At 31.8% G+C, this 18,573-nt stretch carries 21 protein-coding genes; 13 read left to right on the forward strand and 8 right to left on the reverse strand.

Features of this window, described 5'->3' with window-relative positions:
- Positions 1 to 12: 12 nt before the first annotated feature.
- Both PW52_RS07525 and PW52_RS07530 read left to right on the forward strand, forming a co-directional pair.
- Positions 13 to 465 (forward strand): low molecular weight protein-tyrosine-phosphatase, encoded by a 453-nt coding sequence (locus PW52_RS07525; protein ID WP_240475162.1) that lies wholly within the window; start codon positions 13 to 15, stop codon positions 463 to 465.
- Position 466: 1 nt separating this feature from the next.
- Positions 467 to 1,180, forward strand: a complete 714-nt coding sequence (locus PW52_RS07530; RefSeq protein WP_044632333.1) for an SAM-dependent methyltransferase — start codon at positions 467 to 469, stop codon at positions 1,178 to 1,180.
- A gap of 12 nt (positions 1,181 to 1,192) precedes the next feature.
- On the opposite strand, the gene PW52_RS07535 is transcribed toward PW52_RS07530, so the two are convergent.
- From PW52_RS07535 to dapF, 5 genes are all read right to left on the reverse strand, one after another.
- Positions 1,193 to 1,849, reverse strand: a complete 657-nt coding sequence (locus PW52_RS07535) for a peptidoglycan-binding protein LysM (protein WP_044632334.1) — start codon at positions 1,847 to 1,849, stop codon at positions 1,193 to 1,195.
- A gap of 115 nt (positions 1,850 to 1,964) precedes the next feature.
- Positions 1,965 to 2,813 carry a DUF2279 domain-containing protein gene (locus tag PW52_RS07540; RefSeq protein WP_240475163.1) on the reverse strand — a complete coding sequence of 283 codons (849 nt, stop codon included), beginning with the start codon at positions 2,811 to 2,813 and terminating at the stop codon, positions 1,965 to 1,967.
- 50 nt (positions 2,814 to 2,863) lie between these two features.
- On the reverse strand, positions 2,864 to 3,907 hold the full coding sequence (gene mltG / locus PW52_RS07545; protein ID WP_044632335.1) for an endolytic transglycosylase MltG: 1,044 nt from the start codon (positions 3,905 to 3,907) through the stop codon (positions 2,864 to 2,866).
- Positions 3,908 to 4,432 carry a GNAT family N-acetyltransferase gene (locus PW52_RS07550; RefSeq protein WP_044632336.1) on the reverse strand — a complete coding sequence of 175 codons (525 nt, stop codon included), beginning with the start codon at positions 4,430 to 4,432 and terminating at the stop codon, positions 3,908 to 3,910.
- Positions 4,429 to 5,202, reverse strand: a complete 774-nt coding sequence (dapF, locus tag PW52_RS07555; protein WP_044632337.1) for a diaminopimelate epimerase — start codon at positions 5,200 to 5,202, stop codon at positions 4,429 to 4,431. The genes PW52_RS07550 and dapF overlap by 4 nt, the downstream gene beginning before the upstream one ends.
- A gap of 202 nt (positions 5,203 to 5,404) precedes the next feature.
- Here dapF and PW52_RS07560 point away from each other — a divergent pair, with 202 nt between their 5' ends.
- The 6 genes from PW52_RS07560 to PW52_RS07585 all read left to right on the forward strand — a co-directional run bounded on the left by PW52_RS07560 (position 5,405) and on the right by PW52_RS07585 (position 11,595).
- The gene (locus tag PW52_RS07560) at positions 5,405 to 6,814 is read left to right on the forward strand and encodes a trypsin-like peptidase domain-containing protein (RefSeq protein ID WP_044632338.1); all 1,410 of its coding nucleotides are present in this window, start codon (positions 5,405 to 5,407) and stop codon (positions 6,812 to 6,814) included.
- Between the two features lie 146 nt (positions 6,815 to 6,960).
- On the forward strand, positions 6,961 to 8,409 hold the full coding sequence (locus tag PW52_RS07565) for a glyceraldehyde-3-phosphate dehydrogenase (RefSeq protein WP_044632339.1): 1,449 nt from the start codon (positions 6,961 to 6,963) through the stop codon (positions 8,407 to 8,409).
- Positions 8,410 to 8,527: 118 nt separating this feature from the next.
- Complete coding sequence (locus PW52_RS07570; RefSeq protein ID WP_044632340.1) at positions 8,528 to 9,148, forward strand: hypothetical protein; 621 nt, start codon at positions 8,528 to 8,530, stop codon at positions 9,146 to 9,148.
- A 67-nt stretch (positions 9,149 to 9,215) separates the two neighbouring features.
- Positions 9,216 to 9,725, forward strand: coding sequence for a TlpA disulfide reductase family protein (locus PW52_RS07575; RefSeq protein ID WP_044632341.1), 510 nt, complete (start codon positions 9,216 to 9,218; stop codon positions 9,723 to 9,725).
- 18 nt (positions 9,726 to 9,743) lie between these two features.
- On the forward strand, positions 9,744 to 10,517 hold the full coding sequence (locus PW52_RS07580; RefSeq protein ID WP_052823422.1) for a thioredoxin family protein: 774 nt from the start codon (positions 9,744 to 9,746) through the stop codon (positions 10,515 to 10,517).
- A gap of 109 nt (positions 10,518 to 10,626) precedes the next feature.
- A complete protein-coding gene (locus tag PW52_RS07585; protein ID WP_044632342.1) occupies positions 10,627 to 11,595 on the forward strand; it encodes a hypothetical protein in 969 nt (322 codons plus the stop codon).
- A 1-nt stretch (position 11,596) separates the two neighbouring features.
- On the opposite strand, the gene PW52_RS07590 is transcribed toward PW52_RS07585, so the two are convergent.
- A complete protein-coding gene (locus PW52_RS07590; RefSeq protein WP_044632694.1) occupies positions 11,597 to 12,202 on the reverse strand; it encodes a DUF1684 domain-containing protein in 606 nt (201 codons plus the stop codon).
- 245 nt (positions 12,203 to 12,447) lie between these two features.
- On the opposite strand from PW52_RS07590, the gene PW52_RS07595 reads away from it, so the two are divergent.
- Positions 12,448 to 13,683 (forward strand): MFS transporter, encoded by a 1,236-nt coding sequence (locus tag PW52_RS07595; RefSeq protein WP_044632343.1) that lies wholly within the window; start codon positions 12,448 to 12,450, stop codon positions 13,681 to 13,683.
- On the forward strand, positions 13,659 to 14,627 hold the full coding sequence (locus PW52_RS07600; RefSeq protein ID WP_044632344.1) for a YpdA family putative bacillithiol disulfide reductase: 969 nt from the start codon (positions 13,659 to 13,661) through the stop codon (positions 14,625 to 14,627). Before PW52_RS07595 ends, PW52_RS07600 begins: the two co-directional genes overlap by 25 nt.
- 47 nt (positions 14,628 to 14,674) lie before the next feature.
- Here the strand turns inward: PW52_RS07600 and PW52_RS07605 are convergent, their stop codons facing one another.
- A complete protein-coding gene (locus PW52_RS07605) occupies positions 14,675 to 15,118 on the reverse strand; it encodes an Lrp/AsnC family transcriptional regulator (protein WP_044632345.1) in 444 nt (147 codons plus the stop codon).
- Positions 15,119 to 15,241: 123 nt separating this feature from the next.
- Between PW52_RS07605 and PW52_RS07610 the strand changes: the two genes are divergently transcribed.
- A complete protein-coding gene (locus tag PW52_RS07610) occupies positions 15,242 to 15,637 on the forward strand; it encodes a hypothetical protein (RefSeq protein ID WP_044632346.1) in 396 nt (131 codons plus the stop codon).
- Here the strand turns inward: PW52_RS07610 and PW52_RS07615 are convergent.
- On the reverse strand, positions 15,634 to 16,173 hold the full coding sequence (locus PW52_RS07615; protein WP_044632347.1) for a sigma-70 family RNA polymerase sigma factor: 540 nt from the start codon (positions 16,171 to 16,173) through the stop codon (positions 15,634 to 15,636). The genes PW52_RS07610 and PW52_RS07615 overlap by 4 nt on opposite strands.
- 311 nt (positions 16,174 to 16,484) lie before the next feature.
- On the opposite strand from PW52_RS07615, the gene purU reads away from it, so the two are divergent.
- Together purU and PW52_RS07625 are read left to right on the forward strand one after the other, a co-directional pair.
- Positions 16,485 to 17,339 carry a formyltetrahydrofolate deformylase gene (purU, locus tag PW52_RS07620; RefSeq protein WP_044632348.1) on the forward strand — a complete coding sequence of 285 codons (855 nt, stop codon included), beginning with the start codon at positions 16,485 to 16,487 and terminating at the stop codon, positions 17,337 to 17,339.
- Between the two features lie 135 nt (positions 17,340 to 17,474).
- Positions 17,475 to 18,572 carry an OmpA family protein gene (locus PW52_RS07625; protein ID WP_044632349.1) on the forward strand — a complete coding sequence of 366 codons (1,098 nt, stop codon included), beginning with the start codon at positions 17,475 to 17,477 and terminating at the stop codon, positions 18,570 to 18,572.
- Position 18,573 lies beyond the last annotated feature (1 nt).

Genomic DNA, 18,573 nt, shown 5'->3' on the forward strand with positions numbered 1-18,573 from the left:
ATTTGTATTACAATGACTAAAATTCTTATGGTTTGCTTGGGCAACATTTGTCGTTCTCCGCTTGCCGAAGGTATTTTAAGAACCAAATTACCAGAAAATTTTACTGTAGATTCCGCAGGAACATCTAATTACCATATTGGTAATGCTCCTGATAGACGTTCTGTAGCAATTGCAAAACTTAACGGGTTGGATATTTCAAATTTACGTGGACGCCAATTTAAGGTTTCCGATTTTGATACCTTTGATTTGATTTACGTTATGGACGATTCTAATTTTAAAAATGTGGTAAAACTAGCCCGAAACGATGAAGATATTGCTAAGGTTTCCATGATTTTAAATGAAGTATATCCTAACGAAAATTGCAATGTTCCAGACCCGTACTATGGTGGCGACAATGGCTTTGAAACCGTGTACAATATGCTTGATGAAGCCTGCACAATTATAGCCACTAAATTAACAGAATAATATGACGGTAAAAGGGCAATTATACTTAATACCAAATACATTAGGAGATAACAATCCGTTAGATGTATTACCAATTACCGTAAAAAACATAATAGAAAAAACCGATTTTTTTATAGTTGAAAACAGCAAAGCTGCTCGAAGATTTATAAAAAAAATATGTCCTGAAAAACCACAACCTTCACTAAAATTGTTCGAATTAAACAAACGAACAGACTTAAGCGAGCTCCCTAATTTCTTAACTCCTTGCTTAGAAGGTAAAATTGTAGGCTTGTTATCTGATGCTGGTTGCCCAGGTGTAGCCGATCCTGGTGCCGATATTGTAAAAATTGCACATCAAAAAAACATTAAAGTTATTCCTCTTGTTGGACCATCTTCAATTTTAATGGCGATGATGGGGTCTGGAATGAATGGACAAAGTTTTGCCTTTAACGGATATTTACCAATAGATAAAGATGAACGGAAAAACGAAATTAAACGTTTAGAGCGCTTATCTTTTGAACACAATCAATCGCAATTATTTATTGAAACACCTTACAGAAACAATAAAATGCTAGAAGATTTAGCAAACTTTCTCGATACTAACACCAATGTGTGTGTAGCCTGCGATATTACCCTTCCTACCGAATTTATAAAAACCAATACCGCAAAGTCTTGGAAAAAAAATATGGTAAATCTTCATAAAAGACCTACCATATTCATCATCCATAAAAACTAACTAACTTATTTTCTATATTGCTTTTGCCTTTTTGTTGGCCTTTACAAAAGAGGTATCGTAACCAGAAAAACGCTTCATATAATTATGTACAGTAGTGCCATAACCATCAGCAAAATTATCCAATCCGTAACTACGCAAATATTTTTTCACACTTCCTGGACCTGCTAAATGAGCTGCAGCCAAAATTCCAGATTCAGTAATTACGATGCCATTAATACGTCGTCCCACAAAGTTTCTTATATCTCGACGTAAAATCCATTTATTACGAGCTACATTAGCAATAAATGCTTTTTCCTGCAACTTAGGGTTATTTAAAAATTCATTAGGATTGTTAATACCTATAAGTTTCAGTGTTCCTGCACCAAATTGATATTTACCTAAATACCCAAAGGTATTAACTGAAAAATAATTTCCACCAGACTCTTTAAATGCAAGAGCTTCTTTAAAACCTACAAACGACTTACCCAAATATGGAGAAAATTCATAGTCTTCTTGTTCTGTTGTAGCTAAAGATAATAAATCGATATTATCTTCTACAGTATAATTTAAGCTTAACTCTTTTGTTGAGTAATCACCTAAATTAGGAGTTTCTTTAGTTTGAAACCCCACATTAATAAGCACACAAACTGTAAGCGTTATTGTAATGTAAATTCCAATATTTCTTACCATAACTTCTAAATTTTACAAAAGTGCAAATTGTTATTTTTAGCACATTTTTAAATTTGAGCGTGCAAAGGTAGTAGTTTTTACTGTATTAGCAAAATTTATCGATTAAAAACCATTTTCAATAGTAGAATAGATAAAATACACCTCTTTTTTTTGAAAATTCTAAAGTTGGAAACGGGATTTTTATCATATTAAAAACCTCGAAAAGTGTATTTAACCATTTTGAATTAGTATTTATTACATCTAAATTTAAATCGAAACTTATAAAAAATTGTCGATATCTATCTCCTAAAAAACTCGCATTCTCCACTCCATTTATCATCCCTTTTCCCCCATAACCTACTGCCAAATTTAACCACTTTGGCAAATTACTATCTTTAAAAAACGAATGTAAATTAAAACTTAACCAATACGTTTGCCCGTTATAATCTTTTAAAAATTGCTCTATATACGTTTGCCCAAGCTTATTTGGATTTTGGTTCGCAAAATAAGTATGGTGAAATGAATATTTTAAGTGAATACGTTGCTCTTTCCATAGTAATTCTTGGCCAACATACAATCCTGTTCCTGCGGCATTAGCCAAAATATCGCCCCAAGAAAATCCCCATTCTTGCGAAAAGCCATCTAAAACCTCAACTGCAGACAAAAATGTAAAACCCAAAGTGGCTCCATAAATAAGCTGCTCGTTTTTATTAACACCACTCCAATTTAATAATTGTGCGCCATGTTTTCCCATTTGGTAAGCTGTAAAGGCGTGCCCCATTTTATCGAGTTGCAACCACTCATTATTATCGTTTGTTGTATGAAATTTAGACTGCTCATAATCGGCATACCAAAGTGTGCTTAACCCAACGATTGTTGCGGTAGAAACAACAGCTTCAGAAATTAAAACGGTGTTTCGTCTCGATTTATTTAAAGTATCGCTTACGGTAAAAAACGTATCGACTTTAGATTGAGAACAAACCAAAAACGGCAATAAAACAAATATGACCCCATATTTTCTAGCATTGCAATACACTATTTAAGAATGCCTTGTGAAGATAAATAACGGTGGTATTCTCGTGCATTTACATTATGTTGAGCTAAAGATTTAGCAAACTTATGAAACCCAAGTCGTTTGGCATCGGCCGCAAAATATAAATATTTATGTTTTTCGTAATTTAAAACAGCATCAATTGCCGAAATATCTGGCATAGCAATTAACCCTGGTGGTAATCCTAAGTTTTTATAAGTGTTATACGGCGAATCAATCTCCTTATGCACGTTTAATACACGCTTAATCACCGTGTTTTTATATTGTGGCAATTGGTAAGCGGCAAATTTTAAAGTTGGGTCTGCTTGCAAAGGCATACCAATGCGCAATCTATTTAAATACACACCAGCAACACGAGGTTGTTCGGTAGGTTGTTTAGATTCTTCGTAAACAATAGAAGCCAAAGCAATAACTTGATTTGGGTTTAACCCTAAGGCGTTTGCTTTTTTTAATCGACTTTCTGTCCAGAACCGTTTATATTCGGTTAGCATTCGGTCTCTAAATTTTTCAGCTGAAGTATTCCAAAAAAACTCATAGGTATTCGGCAAATACATGCCTAAAGCTGTAGCTTCATTAAAATTATTTTCTCTTAAAAAGGCTTGATCTTTCATAGCGTTTAGTAAAGACAAACTATCGGCTTCAATTTGGGTTGAAATACGTCCTGCCAATTTTTCTAAAGTTTCTTGATTGTTAAATGCTACTTTTATTGGTAAATTTCGGCTTCTAATAGAATTTATAATATCATTATTATTCATTCCTTTTTTTATTTCGAAACGTCCTGCTTTAATATTTGATATGTATTTTTTTTGTTCAGCAATAACATCAAACGATTCAATATCTGCCAGCAAAGGTTCTAACTGACTTCTTACTTCACTATATTTTGCATGTGTTGGTATGTAAATATAAGCTGTTTCATTATTAAAAGCTGTATTTGGTTTTATCATGGCTTTGTAAACCATATTTGCAAAATATGCCGCTGCTACTAAACCAATTAAAGCAATAGCAATCAAAATTTTTTTAATGTACATTTACTTTTTTATTAACTGAAATAAATATTCGTTTTTATAGGAACCGTTAATTTTTGTCCAATCTTTTTTAAGTCCAACTTTTTTAAATCCTTGTTTGGTAAATAGTTTAATACTGGCTTCATTATCTTCACTAATATTACAATATAGCTGATGCAAGCCTAAATGCGTAAAACAGTAATTTGTAAGTAATTTTAACGCTTCGCTTCCTACGCCTTTATCTCTATTATTTTCATCTTTAATTAAAATACCAACACCAGCACGCACGTTTTTAAAATCGAAATCGAAGACATCTATCAAACCTAAAGTTTCTTTGTTGTAATTTGATATGACTAAACGCAACTGTTTTACTTCAAAAATATCTTTATGTGCATGATCTAAATATTGCTTTATTAAATATTTAGAATATGGGGTTTGGGTGTTACTTATTTCCCAAATAGTTTCATCGTTTTCAATATCGTGTATAAACTCTAGGTCTTCTGGTTCTAGAGCTCGTAAGAAAATATGTTCTCCTTTTAGGGTAATCATATGCTGCCTTTAAACACAAATTTGGCTGGCCCAATTAACCACACGTTTTTATATGCACCGTTTTCAACATCGAAAGATACTTGTAGTTTTCCGCCTTCAACATTTAAATCAATTAAATTCTTCTCGGTTTCACCAATATAATGCATTCCAATCGCCACTGCTGTTGCTCCTGTTCCGCAAGATAAAGTTTCGTCTTCTACCCCGCGTTCGTAAGTTCTTAATCTAAAATTAGAATCGGATATTTTTTTAACAAAATTCACATTACTACCCGCTTGGTTGTAAGGAGCGCTGTATCTAATTTTAGCACCTAATGTTTTAATATCGAAGGCTTCAATAGCATCTTCAAACTGCACATGATGTGGAGAGCCTGTATTTAAAAACACATGCGATTTATGGTTTTCAACCACATCAACATCTAGCATTTGTAAGCTCACAATATCATTTTTAATAGTAGCATGGTGTAAGCCATCAATAGCTTCAAAAACCGCTTTATCTTTAATAACCCCAAGGTGTTTTGCAAACGCTACTAAACAACGCCCGCCATTGCCACACATGGTACTTTCGTTACCATCGGCATTGAAATACACCATTTTAAAATCTAACTCTGGATGATTTTCAAGCAAAATTAATCCATCTGCTCCAATACCAAATCGTCGGTCGCACAAAAAAGCAACCTGTTTGGTATTATTTTTATCGAATATTTGCGAACGATTATCAATCATCACAAAATCGTTTCCTGTCCCCTGATATTTGTAAAAAGTTTGCGCCATAATGAATCACAAATATATAAATATAAAACCGTTTTTATTACTGTTAAAAGGCGTTAAAAACGACGTTAAAAAGCGTTAAAAGGGAAAATACGATTCAATAAATAATTAATTTTAATCGTTATTAACAAAAAATATAAGGCATTCGTAATTATATGCGGGTGTTTTTAATAATAAACAACTTTAAGTAAAATACAATTAAATTATGAAAAAGGTTTTAACACTTGTTTTAGTATCTGCTCTAGGAGGTATTTTTACCCTAGGTGCTTACAAATTATTTTTAGAAAAAGATAAACCTGTAGTTTTAGCTACTACCGAAAGTAATCCATCATTTTTACCAACTACAAACCTTAACACAATATATAGTGCCGAAGATAAAGTAGATTTTACCGTTGCTGCCGAAAACACTGTAAATGCTGTGGTTCACGTAAAAAACATTACCATAAGTACTGGGCAAATGAGTTTTCAAGATTTATTTTTAGGAAGAAGTCCGCAACGTGCTCAAGAAGGAACAGGTTCTGGCGTTATTATTAATGCCGATGGTTACATTATAACAAACAACCATGTTATTAATAATTCTGACAAGCTTACCGTTACCTTAAATAACAACAAAACCTATGATGCAGAAATTGTAGGTACAGACCCTAAAACCGACATTGCGCTTTTAAAAATTGAAGCTGACGAAGATTTACCTTATGTAACTTTTGCAGATTCTGACACAGCTAAAATTGGTGAATGGGTATTGGCTGTTGGAAATCCGTTTAATTTAACATCGACCGTAACAGCCGGAATAATAAGTGCCAAAGCCAGAAATTTAGACCCAACAGGAACGTTTTTACAATCGTTTATTCAAACCGATGCTGCTGTAAATCCAGGAAACTCTGGTGGCGCACTTGTAAACACCAACGGTGAATTGGTAGGTATTAATACAGCTATATCATCGCAAACAGGATCTTATGTTGGTTATTCGTTTGCTGTACCAAGTAACATCGCGCGTCGTGTTATTGAAGATCTAATGGAATACGGTAATGTGCAAAACGGTATTTTAGGTATTAGCGGAGGTGCTTTAAACAGTAAATTCGCCGACGATTTAGGAATAAATGATACCGAAGGCATTTATGTAGCGAGTGTAGTTGAAGATTCTGGAGCCGAAAAAGCGGGCATTGAAGAAGGCGATATTATTAAAGAAATAGATAATATTAAAGTATCGAAGTTTGCCGATTTAACTGGACATATTGGTGCTAAACGTGCCGGCGATAATGTATCTCTTAAAATTTTTAGAGATGGTAATATTAAAACAATTCCTGTTACACTAACCAGAAACGAAACCTTTACAATGCCACTTGTAGGCATGGTAAAAAATGCGAAAAAACAAGAATTGAAAAAACTAAACGCATCAAACGGTGTAAAAATTACCGATTTAGACGCTCAATACGAATCTTACTGGAAAAAGAACGGTGTAACAGAAGGCTGTATTATTACTGCAATTAACGATATTGAAATTAATAATATCGATGATGTTAAAAACGCGATAAAAAACAAAACACAATACGAACCGTTACGAATTGAACTTATAAATTCCAATGGCGAAAAAGAACGTTATAATTTTAGATAATTTGTAAATTATAAAGTCTTTTCAATCTAACAACCCTTCAAAATAAGATAATCTTTTGAAGGGTTATTTTTTTCGTTAAACAGCTTACGAAAACGTTTGAAATATGGTATTTTTACTTCATAAAACTTTAAACTAAACTATATACTATGAGTTTTAATAAAACTTATGAAAAGGAATTAGCCTTTCAAGCAGACCGAAGAAAAGCCACCGTAGAATTTATTAAAATAGTAAACGATCTTTGGTACGACAAGTCTATTGAATTAGTCATTTTTAGAAACCAATTAATTGATAGAAACGTAAGCCAAATTTTAAATTTACATGATTACGCTGGTAAATTTGTGCAGAAACCTATTTCTGTTTTCGATTCTGTTGAAATTGCTCAAGCCATAAAAACATTAAACTTACCTCCTGCTAAGCTTGATATAGGCAAACTTACCTTCGAATATCATTTAGAAGAAAATGCATATAGCAATGCCACGGCTTTTGTTGCTTCTAAATTAAAAGATGCCAGCAAAAATGGCTCCATTACCCCAAAAAACGTTGTTTTATACGGCTTTGGACGAATTGGAAGATTGGTAGCACGAGAACTCATGGTACGCACAGGTAAAGGAAACCAATTACGGCTTCGAGCTATTGTAACTCGTGGAGATATAAATGAACAAATTCTTGAAAAACGCGCTTCTTTACTTCGTAACGACTCCGTACATGGCGACTTTTTAGGAACGGTTAACATCGATGTAGAAAATCAAGCTTTAATAATTAATGGAACAACTGTTAAAATTATTTCTGCAAATGCTCCAGAAAGTATCGATTATACCAAATTTAATATAAATAATGCTCTGGTTATTGACAATACAGGAGCTTTTCGAGACGATGCTGCCTTGAGTAAACACCTAAAAGCAAAAGGTGTAGACAAAGTTATTTTAACAGCTCCAGGTAAAGGCATTCCAAATATTGTTTATGGCGTAAATCACAAGAGCTATAATCCAGACGAGTTAAACATATTCTCTGCGGCATCATGTACTACAAACGCCATTACACCTGTTTTAAAGGCTGTTGAAGATTCTTTTGGTGTAAAAAGCGGACATCTAGAAACCATTCATGCTTATACCAACGACCAAAATTTGGTCGATAATTTTCATAAAAAATACCGAAGAGGAAGAGCCGCAGGATTAAATATGGTTATAACAGAAACTGGAGCTGGTAGCGCTGTTGCCAAGGCTTTACCTAGTTTAGAAGGCAAATTAACATCGAATGCCATTCGAGTTCCTGTTCCAAATGGATCATTAGCCATTTTAAATTTAGAATTAAAAAATAAAACCTCTCTCGATGGTGTAAACACAATTCTTAAAAAATATGCTTTAGAAGGCGATTTGGTTGAGCAAATAAAATACGAATTAAGCGACGAGTTAGTATCTAGCGATATTATAGGAAGCTCTGCTCCATCCATTTACGACAGCAAATCAACAATTGTTCGCAAAGATGGGAAAAACATAATACTTTATATTTGGTATGATAATGAATATGGTTACAGCCATCAAGTTATTCGTTTAGCAAAATATGTTGCTAAAGTTAGGCGTTATACCTACTATTAATAGCATCTAAATTTATATTTTTACCGTATATAATATAGCCTCATTAATTTGAGGCTTTTTATTTAAACTTAATTTTATAAATTAGTGACCTAACATAACTATTTACATTTAACAATAAATGAACACTATTAAATCTAACTTCTGGATACTATTAATTTGCCTTTTTACAACATTTTCGTTTGCTCAAACTAATGAAGATGAAACTCAATCTATAAATACGGGCACCATAGATGATCAATTCGAATATCTATTAAGAAAATCCGGTAATTTTAAAGGGACTAATGGTCAACCTTACGAAGCTGTAAAGTTAAGTATGATAAACGCTTTAAGAGAAAATACTAAAGACACTTTAAATACCATAAAAAAGAATTTAGTCGACACCAAAGCTGTCGTAGATACACAAGCCAAAGAAATTTCTACGTTAAAATCTAATTTAAATAACACTCAAAGCTCTTTAGATGCAACAAATGCCGAAAAAGACAGCATGTCTCTTTTCGGTATTCAGATGAGTAAAACGGGTTATAATAGCTTAATGTGGATTATAATTGCAGCATTATTAGCGCTATTATTACTTTTCATTTATAAATTTAAAAATAGTAATGCGATAACAAAAAGTGCTAAAAAAGCCTTAGCAGAAACCGAAGAAGAGTTCGAACAACACCGCAAAGTAGCTTTAGAGCGCGAACAAAAAGTACGCAGACAATTACAAGACGAAATTAATAAACAAAAAAATGCTTAAAACTTTGTTAAAGCATTAAACCTATACTTTCACAACAAGTCTAACAGCTTAATAAAGCTATTTTTTAATGAGAAAAAGTCTTTTATTAAGCTGTTTTTCTTTGTTCTTTTTACTAGCTGCTTGTGGCAATAAAAAGAATAAAAACACTTCAATAAATAATAACCAAGAAATAACTGTATATAATTTCAATACTATTGAACCATTATTATACAGTACTTCAAACAAAACCAAAATTGTTAACTTTTGGGCTATGTGGTGTGCGCCCTGTGTAAAGGAATTACCTTATTTACAGGAATATGCTCAAAAACATCCAAACGTTGAACTTTTATTGGTTAGTCTAGATTTTCCTGAAACTATTGAAAAGGAACTTAAACCTTTTTTAAAAGAAAAAAATATTACAGCCAAAGTGATTATGTTAGACGATCCTGATGCTAATTCGTGGATTAATAAAATAGATCCTAATTGGTCTGGCGCAATACCGTTTACTATTATTTCAATAAACAATAAACGTATGTTTTACGAGCGTTCTTTTGAAAATGTAGAAGATTTAAATAACGAAATTCAAAATAACTTTTAATTATAATTTTAACTACTTATGAAAAAATTTAATGTATTAACAATAGCTCTAATTTTTACTTTAGGAGTATTGACTTCATGCAAAAACAAATCTGAATCTAAAGAAAAAGAAGTTGTAAAACAGGAACACAAAGGCCCAAAGGGAGATCATCCACCAAAAGGCGAGCATCCACCTAAACATCATGGCGACAGAAAAGGACCGCCTCCAGGAGGAAACCACAGTCCTGAACAAACAAAAACCTTGGAAGAAATTGGAGGCTATAAAATAGGTGAAACTGCAACCGATTTTAAACTTAAAAATGTTGATGGCAACCTGTTTTCGTTATCAAGTATTGAAAACGCTAAAGGTTACATTGTTGTGTTTACATGTAACGAATGTCCGTTTGCAAAAATGTACGAAGACCGATTAGAAGAATTACACAAAAAATATGCTCCACAAGGATTTTCGGTTGTAGCTATAAACCCAAATGTTAATGCCAACAGCGACAAAGAAAGTTTTGAAGCTATGCAAACTAGAGCTAAAGAAAAAGCATTTTCTTTTGTGTATTTAGCTGATGAAAATCAAGAAGTTTTCCCTAAATACGGTGCCGTTAGAACGCCTCACGTATTTTTATTAGATGCAGAAAGAAAAGTGCAATACATTGGCACCATTGATGACAATGCAAGATCGGCAAGTGATGTTAAAACAAAATATGTTGAAGATGCTATTGATGCATTATTAAAAGGTGAAAAGCCAGAAACAAACTTTACGAAAGCCATTGGTTGTCCGGTTAAACCTGTAAAAAAAGCATAATTTTACAATAGATTTCTAAATTAAAAAACCGCAATAAATTGCGGTTTTTTTTATGTCTTCCAAAAATTAAAAGTAATTTTAAAACCAAAATTAATTCCTGTGTTTTCAAATGAAATGTTTTAAAATTATACTCGGTTTTTTATTTACAATTACAGTAGCTTGTGCACAAAACGATTTATGCTTTGGCGAAAAATTCCCTTTAAAATTAGGGCAAGCAACACCTTATGCTAAAGTTTCTGTTGGAAACATTGAAGGTTATTTTTTAGTTGATTTCGGAACCACATCTAGCACCATTGATACCAATAACTTTATTAACGGCAAGCCTATTGTTAATAGCTCCAACAAATACAACAACTTTAATTTTCTTGGTAATTGGGGATCAGTAAGTTTATATCATCAAAACCATAAAAACATTGCAGGATTAACTAATTTTAAACAAGCTGGCATTATTGGAACCGACTTTTTAACTACCAATATTTATATGTTGGATTACGAAAATAATGCCATTTACAAATCGGCTGCATTCAATTTCTGCATGAACGAAACATTAATTAGTAAAGATTTTAAGGCTGCATCTAGTGTTGGTTATTATTCAAACGATTATACTAAATTAAATAACGATTGTACAGCGAACATCCCAACCATTCCAGTAAAAATTGGTACTATTAGTGCCACTGCTCAAATAGATTCGGGTTATGACGATGCCAAATACCGCCACTCCATAAATATTAATCGGGCCTTTTTTAATGCTTTAATTGATGCAGGCATTTATTTAGTTGAAAACCCTTCAGCAAATATAACGTTAAGCACTTGCGTTGGTTATTATAGTGAAGCTGTTAAAGCCTATAAATTGCCTAAAGGTGTAAAATTCTCGATTACTTCGATTGATGGTTCGCCTATATTTTTAACCAACGATGTAAATATATTTTTAAAACAAACACCACCTGAAGCTCAAACCTGCGGAGGTATTGGTACTTGGAAAATTCCTGCTGCACAACTAGGTGCTTCCTTTTTAATGGATAGCAAAAAGGTGGTTTTCGACCCGTTTCAATCGAAAGTTTGGTTTTATACTAAGTAATCTAATGTTTATTAAATGCCTTCACCCCTGCTTCAATTTTAGTTCGTAAATAATTTACGCGAGGCACAATGGGGCAAGAATACTTTTCATTATATGCGCAGTAAGGATTGTAAGCTTGGTTAAAGTCAATAATTATATTATCATCTTCCGGAATTCTTAAATCAATGTAACGCCCGCCTCCGTAACTTGTGCTTCCGTTAGTTTCATCTAAAAAGGGTAAAAACAAATAATCTTCAAAACCTTCTCGCTGCATTAATTCTAAACCTTGGTAAACATTTAGTTTATATGGCTTTCCTTTTAATTCAAAATGTAAAACCCCATAAATACGTTCTTTAGTCAACCTATTTGTTGTTGTTTTCATATTAAACCATTTGCTATCTGGAGTGCGCTCTAATTTTGCATTTACAACATAAACAGAGTCTACTTTAAAAAAATCTAAACCTTCAAACGCTTTTCTATCATTCTTTTTTAATGGAGAAGTAGAAGCATCTTTATATTCTGCATTCAATTCCTTTTGAAAATCGGTTTCTCCCTTTAAAAATCGCTTTTTTTGAGCACATCCGCTTAAACAAATTAGCGCTGTAAACAATATAATTATTGGTTTCATATTAAATTTTTTCATTTCAAAAATACAACTTAAAACTTTTTTAACTAGTTTTGAGGAAGCAAACAAAAAATATTATGCGTTTATATATTTCAACTTGTAAAAAATTATTCACCTCGGTTAAGCAAAGAGGTTGGGTTTTTTATGTTTTGAAATAATGCATTAACGCATTTACAAATATATAAGCCCGACTTTATTTAAGTCGGGCTTTTTTTATTAATAAAAAAATAGAATATCAAATTTTAATCATGAAAAATCTATTTAACAACTACATAAATACTTTTAAAGGCTTATCTAGAGAAATCTGGTGGCTTGCTTTTATTACTTTAATAAATAGAGCTGGTACCATGGTTATTCCATTTTTGTCGTTATACTTAAAAGAAGATTTAAATTTTACGGTTGCCGATGTTGGGTGGGTAATGAGCGCCTTTGGTTTAGGTTCGGTTGCGGGCTCTTGGTTAGGTGGTAAATTAACCGATACTTTAGGCTATTACAAAGTTATGGTGCGAAGTTTATTAAGCACTGGTATTTTATTTATTGTCCTCCAATTTTTAAACACTTTTGCGTCTATTTGTTTCGGTATTTTTGTTGTAATGCTCGTAGCCGATACGTTTAGGCCAGCTATGTTTGTGGCATTAAATGCTTACAGTAAACCAGAAAACAAAATACGTTCGTTAACTTTAATTCGATTAGCTATAAATTTAGGTTTTTCGGCAGGTCCTGCCCTTGGAGGCTTAATAATTACAGGATTAGGTTATGGCGGACTTTTTTGGGTAGATGGTATTACGTGTATAGCTGCAACCTTAGTATTAATAAATGTATTACATCCTAAAAAAGCAAAGATTTTAGATGAAGTTAAAACAGAAAATCCAGTTTCGGCTTATTCCGATAAAGCATTTCTTATATTTTTAGTAGCTATGATGTTATTTGGTATTGTATTTCTTCAATATTTTTCAACCATAACCATATATTACAAAGATGTACATGTTTTAAGTGAATTTGAAATTGGAATAATTTTAGGTCTTAACGGATTTCTTATTTTTGTATTTGAAATGCCTTTAATTAAGTGGCTAGAAAACTCAAAATACAGCAAACTTAGTCTTATGTTTTTTGGCGCTATTTTAACAGGTTTAAGTTTATTAATTTTAAACTTAACAACTTGGTCTGGAGTTTTAATTATAGGTATGTTATTAATGACATTTGGCGAAATGATAGCCTTTCCTTTTTCTAACGCATTTGCTGTAGATCGTGCGAAAAAAGGTAATCAAGGTGAATACATGGCTTTATATTCCATCTCGTTTTCTGTGGCTCATATTTTTGGGCATAATGCAGGGTTACAACTTGCAGGAACCGTTGGTTATAATACAACTTGGTATATTATTACGGCTATTGCAGCCATTTGTGCCATTATATTATTTAGCCTAAATGAAAAATTAAAAACTGATAATAAAAGAAAAGCTTGGAAAATAAAAAAGATATCATAATTGTTGGCGGAGGACCAATTGGAATTGCTTGTGCTTTAGAGTGTAAAAAAAGAGGCTGGAGCTATTTAATAATTGAAAAAGGAACATTAACAAACTCTTTATTTAATTACCCTAAAAATATGACCTTCTTTTCTACTTCAGAAAAATTAGAAATTGATGATATTCCATTTATAAGCAATAATCCAAAGCCTAACAGAGATGAAGCTTTAGAGTATTACCGCCGTGTTGTAACATCAAATAAATTAAATATTAATTTATATGAAACCGTTAAAACTATTAATAAAAACGATAATGAATTTACCGTAACAACCGATAAAGCAAATTACATAAGTAAACGGGTAATTATATCAACTGGCTTTTATGATATTCCTAAACTATTAAATATTCCTGGTGAAGATTTACCTAAAGTTACACATTATTACAAAGAAGCTCACAACTACGCTTTACAAAATGTTGTAGTTGTAGGTGCAAGTAATTCAGCTGTTGATGCCGCTTTAGAAATTTATAGAAAAGGCGGTAATGTAACTATGGTAGTTCGTGGAGAAACCATAGGTGAACGTGTTAAATATTGGGTGCGACCAGATATTTTAAACCGCATAAAAGAAGGCAGTATTACCACTTACTTTAATTCTGAACTCACTGAAATAAAAGAAAATACAGTAACCATTAAAACGCCAGAAAAACGCCTTACTTTAAATAACGATTATGTAATTGCTTTAACCGGTTATTTGCCAGACTTTAATTTATTAAAAACTAATGGTGTAACACTTTCTGAAGAGAAAAGAATACCTAACTACAATCCAGAAACTATGGAATCTAACATAAAAGGATTGTATTTAGCTGGCGTAATTTGTGGTGGTGAAGAAACCCATAAATGGTTTATTGAAAATTCTAGAATTCATGCAAAATTAATAGCAAAACATATAGAAAGTATAAATACCTAACTGGGGTAATTGTAAACTTAAAATTAAATTTTTAAAAAGAAAATTTATTATTTTAAAGGAGCAACCTCTTTCTGCTTAATCACTCGCGACAATACAATTTGAGTTTTCGATTCTCCATATGTTATCAATTGGTCTATAAAGCTTTCCAAATGTTTATTGTTCTTTAAAACTACTTCCATAACAATATTTTCATCGCCTGTAATTCGGTAGCAATTTATCACCTCGTCGTAGGTTTTTACCTTTTCCAAGAAAGGCTTTAATTTACCCATAAAGGCACGAAGTGTTATTATAGCTTTTAATTGATAACCTATTTCGTAAGGAGAAACAATTGCCTTATAACCTTCAATAATTCCTAAATCTTCCATTTTTTTTATTCGCTCGGAAACCGCGGGCGAACTTATTCCTACTCGCCTACCTATTTCGGCATTAGACAAACGTGCATTTTCCTGTAAACACTTCAAAATCTTAGAATTAAGAACATCTAACTTCATTTAAAAGATTTTTTTTAGTAAAAAATTAAATTTTAAACCAAATATACAATTTTACTTTAAAACCTAAAGAAGATTCTAGTTAGTTGTGAGTAATTTTGATGTAATTGCTAAGAAAACAAACAAATGTCCACTAATACCCCATTAAACCTATCGGAGTTACCGATTTACATTAAAGCGCAAGAGATTTTTGCGCTTTCACAAAACATTTCTTTTTATTTAAATGACGATTTATGTGCTTTGAACCCTGATGGGACGGAAGACAATAATATTTATTTTTCTGGGGATATCGTTCAGCAATCTAATTCTTTAGCTCCAGAAATTGCTAATGCCCAATTGGAACGTTGTTCACTTAAAAAACGTAAGCACATTGCTTCTTTAAAACGTTTAACCAACAGAATTTATAAAAATTCATACAGACTAGAACGTTCAAATAGTAACGGAAAAGATTTTTTACCTATTTTAAGAAGTGAATTAAAAAAGTTTAAAAAATTACAGCGCAACTGGATGATGACTCTTTAGTGGCAAATTTTGCAATCTTCTTTTTCTTTAAGTTCGCCAACCAAATGCCCTTCTTCATTTAATTTATAACCACAGCAATCCATAAAACCTTCAGCTATTTTAGTTCTTCCACGTTGTATTTGAGATTTTACAGTAGATAATGGTAATTTTAAACGCTCTGCTACCTCACGTTGTTTCAAACCCATTATATCTGATAAAAAAATAGGGTTTCTATATTTTTTTGGTAAATTAACTAATATGCCTCGTAAGCAATCTTTTTCAGAATGCTTATAAATTTCTGTTTCTACTTCCGCTTCAATTTCATTTGTATTAACTTTAAGTTTACTGGTTTTAAAATAATCTAAAACAGTATATCGAGCTACAGAAAACAACCATGCTTTAAGTTTACTATCATCTTTTAAGGTATGTATTTTTGTATGTACTTTTATAAAGGTGTCTTGCAGTAAATCATCTGCAATATCGTTTTGTTTTACTTTATCTTTTATAAAACGTTTAATGTCTTGTGAGTATGTTTCCCAAATTTTCTTTGTTGTCATGTCTTAATTTATATAAATCAGCTTAAATTTCAAAAAATTTAAGCTGATAATTAATTAACAATTGCAATTTTTACAATTACAATTCTCACATTGGCAATCGTTACATTTTCCTTTACTACATGGTTCGCAATTACAAGCGCAATTTTCTCTATTTTTCATAATAATTAATTTTATTGTTCATTTAATAGACGATTATTTTGTAAAAAAGATGCAATTTTTTTTTACTATTTATGTATAAATCATAAAAAATAAAAAAATTAACAATTTTAATACTATTTAAATTAATTTTGAATGCATTAAACAAAGAATAAATGAACAAAATAACCATATTAATACATTGCCACGACCAACCAAATATTATTGCTTCGGTAACTAATTTTATTGTTAAAAATAACGGTAACATTGTTTATATAGATCAATATGTTGATAGAGAACAAAACATCTTTTTTATGCGACTAGAAAGTGAGTTTGTTTCTGATAACTTCAATACCAATAATTTTAAAACTGATTTTAAAACATCGTTGGCAGATAAATTTACAATGAAATGGCGTATTTATTCATCGGAAGCTAAGCCCAAAATGGCTCTTTTTGTTTCAAAATACGATCATTGTTTATATGATTTATTAGCAAGATATAATTCGGGTGAATTAAATTTAGAAATCCCCTTTATTATAAGTAATCATAATGATTTAAAGCATATTGCTGATAATTTTAAAATTCCATTTTATCACATACCTGTAACCAAGGAAACAAAAACTAACGCTGAAGAAAAGCAATTAGAACTTTTAAAATCTCATAACATCGATTTTATTGTATTAGCTCGCTATATGCAAATTGTATCGAATAAACTAATAGATGTTTATAAGAATAAAATTATTAATATTCATCATTCTTTTTTACCAGCATTTGTAGGAGCTAAGCCTTACCATTCGGCTTACAAACGTGGTGTAAAAATTATTGGTGCTACCAGCCATTATGTTACCGAAGAACTCGATGCTGGCCCAATAATAGAACAAGATGTAACCCGAGTTACACACGCCCATGCCATACAGGATTTGATAGCTAAAGGACGAGATCTAGAAAAAATTGTTTTAGCTAACGCTGTAAAATTACATGCCAACCGCAAAGTTATGGTATTTAATAACAAAACAATTATTTTCACATAACCAACAAATTTAGCTTACTGTGTTAAAGCTTTGTTAACAGGCTTTGAATTGTCTTTTCATAAATTTAGTGACTATTTATTTTTTTCTGTGTCTTAAAAATCGAAGAATAAATTTCCATTAACTAAATTTAAAAAAATGAAAAAACAATTATCAGTTGGGCTAATGTTATTATTAGGTGTTGGGTTTGCTAACTCTCAAAATTTACCTGCTAATCCAGACCCAGGAAAGTGTTACGTAAAATGTATCACAAAAGACGAATTTAAAGATGTTGAAGAAACCATTGAAGTGTATCCTGCTTACACTAAATTAACTGTTGTACCAGCAACTTACAAAACAGTTGAAGAACGTGTTTTAGTAAAAGAAGCAACTAAAAAGTTTGTTTATGTACCTGCGACTTATGAAACTATTGAGGTTCCTTACATTAAAAAAGAAGGAAGAAATAATTTAGAAGTTATTCCTGCTTCTTTTGGTTCAGATTCTAGAACTTTTGAAGTATATCCGGCAACTTCAGGATGGGAATACAAAGAAACGGCCTGTGATTCACCAAATAAGGAAGATTGTGTTGTAGCATGTTTCGTTGAGTACCCTTCACAATCAAAAGATGTTAGCTTTACAACTTTAGCTAGCGATGCTAGTACGAAAAGCATTCCTGTATCAGAAGCAAGTGCAACTTATAAGAAAAGAGTTATTAAAACACCGGCTAGAATGGATGAAATTGCTATTCCTGCGGAATATGCAACTATTAAAAAACAAGTATTAGATACTCCTGCAACTACAAAAAGTGTAACTATTCCTTCTAGAACGCAAACTGTAACTAAAACGGTTTTAGCTAAAAAAGGCGGCATTACTACTTGGGAAGAAGTTGATTGTGGATTATTAAGTGCTAACGTCTTACCAATTTTTTACGAATTAGGTAGTGCAAGAATTACACCTGCCTCTAAAAAGATTATTGATGACACTTTATTACCACTATTAAATAGTAAGCCTGTAAACATTGAGTTAATGTCTCATACAGATTCTAGAGGTAACGATGATTTTAACATGTCTTTATCGCAACAACGTGCTAACTCTGTAGTAAACTATTTAGTATCTAAAGGAATTTCAAGAAATCGTTTAACTGCTAAAGGTTATGGAGAAACTCGTTTAGTAAACCGTTGTTCAAATGGTGTAGATTGTTCAGAATCTGATCACCAAAAGAACAGAAGAACCGAGTTTAGAGTTTTAAATAACTAAG

Source organism: Neotamlana sedimentorum (assembly GCF_000943565.1).
Lineage (GTDB): Bacteria > Bacteroidota > Bacteroidia > Flavobacteriales > Flavobacteriaceae > Neotamlana > Neotamlana sedimentorum.